Raw genomic sequence first — 6,773 nt, 5'->3', positions numbered from 1 at the left:
GTCCACCGCAGAACCAACCGACGGACGCTCCCCCGCCGCCGCGCCACCGCCAGAAATCACCGGCGGACGCTCATCCCCCGCTGCGGCTGCCTGGTCCCCCGCCGAACCGAGCGACGGACGTTCCCCCGCCGCCGGACCACTCCCGGATCCTGTGGGGGGATGCTGGCCGACTTGGGCTGGGCGGTGCTTTGGCGCTGGGCGGTTGTGTGCGTGGACTACCGCGAGGCGTTCGTGGACTACCGCTTCCCTCAGGGGGTCGCCCGCTGCCAGGCCGAGGGCGGCTCGGAGCCGGTCGAGTGCGTCGTCCGGGTGGCCGGTGCGGAGGTCGGCGGTGGCGCGTACCAGGGCGATGGAGAACAGGGCGCCGATGTCGCCTTCGGCCACGGCGGGGCGCATCGCCAGGTCCAGTTCGGCCGAGGCCTCGTCGCAGCGGCCCAGCTCCACCAGGCAGGCGGCGCGCATCGTACGGGCGGCGGCCACGCGTTCGGGGGCCGCGAACGCCTCGGCGGCCGTCCCGAAGTCCTGGGTGGCCTGTTCCATCCCGGCGCCGGTGAATCCGATCACGCCGAGGTGGTAGCGCACGGCGGCGACCCCGTCCCGGTGGCCGAGCTGGTTGTAGGCGCGCTCGGCCCGCTCGAACGCCCGCCTGGCCCCGGGCACGTCGGCGCGGGAGAGACGGCGGCGGGCGATGTGGTACCACTCGTCGGCGGCCTCGCGCCGCTGGCCGCGCCGCCGGACCACGTCCACGATGGCGGCCTCGCACGCCGCCGCGTGATCCGCGTGCCCGAGCTCGTACAGCAGCACCGCGTGCCCGTCCAGCGCCTGGCAGGCGTCGTCCCACTTGCCGATGGCCTCCAGCTCGGACGCGCAGGTGCTGATCAGCTCGGCCGCGGCGGGCAGGTGGCCCAGCTCGGCACCGGCCCGCGCGCCCGGGATGAGCGCCCGCGCCGCCCGCTCGGCGTCGCCGCGGGTCAGGTGCAGCTCGCGGGCGCGGCCCGCACGTTCCAGCGCCTCCGCCCGGTCGCCCGCGTCGAGGTACGCCGCGGCGGCCCTTTCCTGGTACGTGGCCTCGTCCGCGTGCAGGCCCGCTTCCCGGCACAGTTCGGCGGCCCGCCGGTAGCAGGCGGCGGCCCGGCGTGGCTCCCCTGCTTGGGCGCAGGCGTTCCCCATGGCGGCCCGCTGAGCCGCCTCCTCCCGGGGGTGTCCGAGGGCTCCGTAGCCGTCGGCGGCGTGTTCGAACGCCCGTAACGCGGCCTCCCAGGCGCCGAGTTCCTCGTGCTCGTTCCCGATCCTGGAGTACGTGTCGGCTGCCTGGACCGGTTCACCCGCCTCGGCGAAGGCCCTTCCGGCCCGCTCCAGCAGTTCGATCGCCATTCTCCGGCGCCCACGTCCGGCCAGGCCCGTTGCGGCCCTCACCAGATACGTCGCGGCGCGTACCTTCTTGCGTTCGTCGCCGGGGCCTTCCTCCGCGGCTCTCCCGCCGATCCCGGCAGCGCGACCGGGATCGGCGCTGTCGCCGGTTCCGGCCTCGTCCCCGCTTCTGACGGCGACGTAAGTGGGTCCGGCAATGACGTCGGCGGGGCCAGGGATGACCTCGGGGGGGCTGGCGGTGACATCGGCGGGGCCGGTGACGACGTCGGGGGGTCCGGCGGTTCCGGCGACGTTCCAGGAACCGGCGCCGTCGTCGGTCCCGGAAACAGCGCCGTCGTGGGTCCGGGAAACGCCTCCGGCTCCAGCGACGTGGGCAGTAGCAGTGGTGTCGACGGAACTGTCGCTGTCGTCCGTTCTGGCGACGCCCTCGGTTCCGGCGGAGATGTCGGCGGTACCGGCAACGTCGGTGGTTGTGCTGGTATCGGTGGTGGCTCGTGACTGCGATGCGCCCGGGGTGTTGGTCTGGCCGCCGGTTCGGGAGTCTCTGGCTGCCTTGGCGTGGCGTTCGCCGAGGCGGAGCAGGTCTCGGGTGGTTGCCTCGTCGTCGCAGACCATGGCGAGCCGGGTCGCTGCCTCGGCCAGCGGCTTGTCCGGCGTCCCTGTCAGGGTGCCGAGCGCCAGGCGGAGCAGCGAGGTGAGCTCGGGATCGCCGCCGGGCACGTTCCCGGCGAGTTCCAGCGCCTCGACCAGGTCCTGCTCGTCACCTCGTACGGTGAACCGCACCAGCAACCCCTTGACCAGCGCAAGCGGTACGGGCGACGCTCCCGCCCCCGTGGGCGGCGGTGCTTCGGGGGTGCGTGGCCGAGGCGACGGCTCTCGCGCCGCACTCGCCGGGGTGCCTTGCGCCGAAGGCAAGCCGCCGAACGGGTCCCTCGGGGTTACCGTCTGCGATGCCAGTGGTTCGCCGGGCAGTGGTACTGCTGAGCGAGGGCCGGACGGAGGCGCGGTGGTTCCGGTGGCGAGGTAAGCCAGCTCTGCGGCTTTGCGAGCCGCCTGAACGGCAGCGTCCAGGTCCGCGATCTGACGGGCCGCCTGAACGGCACCCCCCGCGTCGGCGGAGCTGCGAGCCGGCTGGATCGAACCATCCCAGTCCGCAGAGCGCCCGGCCGCCTGCACCGCCACACCCGACTCGGCGGGTCCGCGTACCTCCCGAGCCGCAGGATCCCAGTCCGCAGGGCGCTCGACCGCCTCCACGGCATCCCAATCGGCGGGTCGGCGTCCCGCCGGGGCCGCAGCGTCCCAATCGGCGGGCTGGTGTCCTACCAGGGCCTCAGCGTCCCAATCCGCAGGGCGCCCGGCGGCCTGCACCGCCTCGTCCCAGGCGGCCGGCCGGCGTCCCGCCAGGGCCTCAGCGTCCCAATCCGCAGGGCGCCCGGTCGTCTGCACCGTCACGTCCGGCTCGGCGGGTTCGCGTACCTGCTGGGCTGCGCCGACGAGGGTGGCGCGGTGGCGTAGTACGTCGGAGAGGACTGTGTGCGCTTCCGCCTGGAAGCGCGGGTCCGTATGCGCCGCGAGTGCCTTCCGGAGGGTTGTCACGGCCTCGGCGGCGGTGTGCGCGGTGAGGTCCAGGCGTAGGGCTTGGCCGAGCAGGAGGAGGGCTCGGGGGCGCTGGGGGTGGCGGCCTGGGCAGGCCGCGACGGCGGCGCGGGCGGCGGTGATGGCGGTGCGGGCGTCTCCTGTTCGTGTGGCGCGGTGGAGGAGGGCCCCGGCCAGGCCGGTGAGGAACGCGGGCCGTTCCGGATGTCCCTCTGGTGCGCGTACCACCGCCTGCCGCAGGGTCTGTACGGCGATCTCCAGGTCAGCCAGGTCGCCGCTCCCCCGGTAGCGCCGCCAGCGGCGGCGGCCGAGCAGGTCGAGGCGGGTCGCCGCGTCGTCCAGCCTGGCGGCGGCGTTCCCCAGCGCCGATGGTCCCGAATCCTCCGGCCAGGCGGCGGTGTGACCGTACGAACCGGAAAGGCCCACCGACCAGGCGGCGGCGTAGCCGTACGATCCCGGATGGCTCGCCGGATCCTCCGGCCAGCCGTCGCTGTGACCGTACGAACCCGGATGGCTCAGCGAATCCACCGGCCAAGCGGCGCTGTGACCGTACGAACCCGGGAGGTCCACTGAATCCACCGGCAAGGCGCCGGCGTGACCGTACGGACCTGGAAGGCCCACAGGCTGGGTCGCGGAACGGTCCGGTCTCGGGGCGGTTTCCGGGGCATCCAGCGGGGCTGGGGATGCCGGGTCGTGCGGACGGGATGCGGGATGGGCGGGAGGCACCGGGAGGGTCGGAGCGGGGGGTAGGGCGGCGAGCATGTCGCGGCCGGCTTCGAGGGAGCGGAGGTCGCCCGTGACCACGTACCACTCCACCAGGGCCGTGCCGTAGCGGGACAGGACCGCCGGGTGCGCGCCGGCCTCGTGCCAGTGGTCGAGGCAGGCCTGGCCCACCCGCAGCAGCGCCAGCAGGTCGGCGTCGGCGCAGGACGCGGCGGCGCGGGTGGAGGCCAGGAAGAGGAGGTCCAGGAGCGCCGCGGAGCGTTCCGGTCCTGGAGGGCGGCCGGCGGCCAGGAGGTACGCCCTGATCAGGGGGGTGTCGCCGGCCAGCGCGTGTCCGAGCGCCGCCGCCAGGTCCGTCACGTGGCCTGGGCCGGCGAGCGCGGCCCGGAACAGGGCGTGCACCGCGTCGTCGAGCGCGCCGCCGTCGCCGGCCGTCCGGTACAGCCGCACCAGGCCGTTGCCCAGGATGGCCAGCGCCTCGGCGGCCCAGGCTGGTGCGGGCATGTCAAGGGCCTGCTCCAGCAGCACCTGCCCGAGCCGGTCACACACCTCCGCCGTGGGCGTGGCGAGCGCGCGGCGGAGTATGGCGTGCAGGAGCAGGCCCACGTGCGGGTACGCGTCCACGTCCACGTGGCGGAAGACCTGCTCCGCCAGCTCCGCCCAGGTCTCGGCGGTGGCGGAGGCCGGGACGTGCGTCCCGCGCAGCCGTTCCGGCAGCCCGTCGGGGTCGAGTACGGCGACGGCGGCGAAGAACACGCCTGCCACGGCCGCCTCGCCGTCCTCCTCGGGGGCGAGCCGGTAGCGGGCCAGGTGGAGCACCCCGGCGAGCCGCCAGACGGCGGCGTCGCGTGGCCCGCCGTCGCAGGCCAGCATGGCGTCCTCGGCGTCGTCCAGCGCCGCGTCGTCCAGCACCAGCCGGGGGTCCGCCGCCCGCTCGAACTCCTCGATTCGGGCAGCGAGCACCCTGGCCGGATCTTTCATGGGGCCTAGGCTCTCATCAGCCCGTCCTTCACGTACAGCACCGTTCCGGACGAACCGCCGCGAGCCTGGCCGATGGGGCGAACGCCACGAAGGAGGTCAACATCTCGTACAGGCCCCGGCGTGCCCGGGTGAGTGCCGGGCGCGCCGGGGTAGGTGCCTGGGCATGCTCTATGGCAAGGAACACGTCCGGCGCTACCGCGAGACCGGCGGCGCCGAAGGACACGACTGGAACGGCACCACGACCCTCCTGCTCACCACGAAGGGCCGCAAATCCGGCGAGCCGTACACGACGCCGCTCATCTACCAGCCGCACGGCGACGACTTCGTGGTGGTCGCCTCCAAGGGCGGCGACCCGTCGCATCCCGACTGGTACAAGAACCTGGCCGCCGACCCCGAGGTCGAGGTGCAGGTCAGGAGCGACCGGTTCAAGGCGCGCGCCCGCACCGCCACCGACGAGGAGCGACCGGAGCTGTGGCGGCTGATGACCGCCACGTGGCCCGACTACGACGAGTACACCAAGAAGACCGACCGCAAGATCCCGGTGGTGGTCCTGGAGCCCCAGCGCTGATCAGAACGTCACCAGCGGCTCCCCGACGAAGTCCGCGATGAAGTTCACGAAGAAGAACCCGAAGAACAGGAAGTTGAGCACCAGGATGACGTGGTGCCACCAGCGCGCCCGCGCCGGCTTGGGCAGCTTGCTGTTGAGATACATGAGCATGAACGGGTAGATCAGCGCGCCGAGGTTCGACATGTTCGCCGACCACTCCACCAGCGCCACCGGCAGTGACAGGTGGATGACGACCGCGATCACGATCAGCAGCACGATCATGAACGGGTAGTAGAAGCGTCGCGGGTCCCCCTCGATGAGCCTGCGCAGCCTGGGGCTGGTGGCATGGGCGGCGTCGGTGGTGACCCGCACCATCGCCTCGAAGATGCCCAGCTGCGTGCTGAACAGGATGAGCACGCCCATGATCAGCGCGAGGACGAACATCGCCTGCCCGTACTCGTCGCCGAGCGCGGCGGCGACGAAGGTCGGCACGGTCGCCCGGGTGGGCTGCTGTCCCGACAGGTTGACCGCGTGCGCCATGAGGATCGTCGGCAGGAGCATGCCGAGCATGGCGCCGACGAAGAACACGCCCCACATGTCGACCATGATCAGCCGGTACCACCGCCGCCACAGCCCCCGGTTGCGCTCGTCGTCGGGGAAGGTGACGCCGCTGGCCAGGATCTCCTGCCGGCCGCCGCGCAGGCCGGCGATGTAACCGGCGCGGTGGCCCATGCCGTAGCCCTTGTCGCGGTAGTGGCCCATCACGTACCAGTTCAGTCCGGAGGCCAGGGCGGTGAAGCCGGCCAGGCCGCCGAGCTGGGTGGCGGTGATCCCGGCGGGCGGCGCGGCCGGGGTGAAGAAGCCCCTGATGCCCTCCCACCACAGCTCCCACGGCACCACGAACAGGTCGATGAGCAGCAGGGCGACCAGGATGGAGCCGACCATGATCCAGTTGGCCAGCTCCAGGGCGCGGCTGACCCGCCGGGCCGCCGCGGTGATCAGGAAGACCAGCACGAGCAGCGCGATGGCCCACAGCCGGGGCTCCTCGGCCCCGGCGGGCGGGATGTCGCCGTGGACGAGCGCGTACACGCCCTGCCCCGCGGAGGCGGCCCAGCCGCCGGCGATGAATGCGAAGATGACGATGAACACCGACAGCGGGACCCACAGCTTCCAGCCCGGCGGCACCCTCCCCCAGCCGACCACCGGGGTCTCGCCGGTGGCCGTCACGTAGCGGGCGCACTCGACGTTGTAGAACGTCTGGAGCACGGCCGAGACCAGGATGACCCAGCCGACGCCGACGAAGCCGTACTGACCGACGCTGAGCGGGCCGAGCAGCCATTCGCCGCTGCCGATGGAGATGCCGAGGGCGATCAGGCTGGGCCCCACGGCGAACTTGAACAGCTCTACCTTGCCGATCCGGGGGACCTTGAAGACCTCCTCCGGCGTCGGCAGATCGGTGACTTCGAGGTCCGGGCGGCTGACTCCGAGGGGATGCGTCATCTCTGCCTCCTGCCGTTCAGGGTGATCCCGTACGGCGGGCAGGACAAGGCCCAAA

2 protein-coding genes and 1 pseudogene are annotated in these 6,773 nt (G+C 72.9%); 1 reads left to right on the top strand and 2 read right to left on the bottom strand.

Going from position 1 to position 6,773, the window contains the following annotated elements; translation table 11 throughout:
• Positions 1 to 4,671: pseudogene (locus tag ABD999_RS03255) on the bottom strand (hypothetical protein); the annotation flags it as partial.
• A gap of 163 nt (positions 4,672 to 4,834) precedes the next feature.
• On the opposite strand from ABD999_RS03255, the gene ABD999_RS03250 reads away from it, so the two are divergent.
• The gene (locus tag ABD999_RS03250) at positions 4,835 to 5,239 is read left to right on the top strand and encodes a nitroreductase family deazaflavin-dependent oxidoreductase (protein ID WP_148030697.1); all 405 of its coding nucleotides are present in this window, start codon (positions 4,835 to 4,837) and stop codon (positions 5,237 to 5,239) included.
• Here ABD999_RS03250 and ABD999_RS03245 read toward each other — a convergent pair whose 3' ends face one another.
• On the bottom strand, positions 5,240 to 6,718 hold the full coding sequence (locus tag ABD999_RS03245; protein ID WP_271277407.1) for an Nramp family divalent metal transporter: 1,479 nt from the start codon (positions 6,716 to 6,718) through the stop codon (positions 5,240 to 5,242).
• Positions 6,719 to 6,773 lie beyond the last annotated feature (55 nt).

Source organism: Nonomuraea ferruginea (assembly GCF_039540635.1).
GTDB lineage: Bacteria > Actinomycetota > Actinomycetes > Streptosporangiales > Streptosporangiaceae > Nonomuraea > Nonomuraea ferruginea.
Note: the sequence above shows the minus strand (reverse complement) of the source record. Positions and strands in the feature narration are given on the sequence as shown.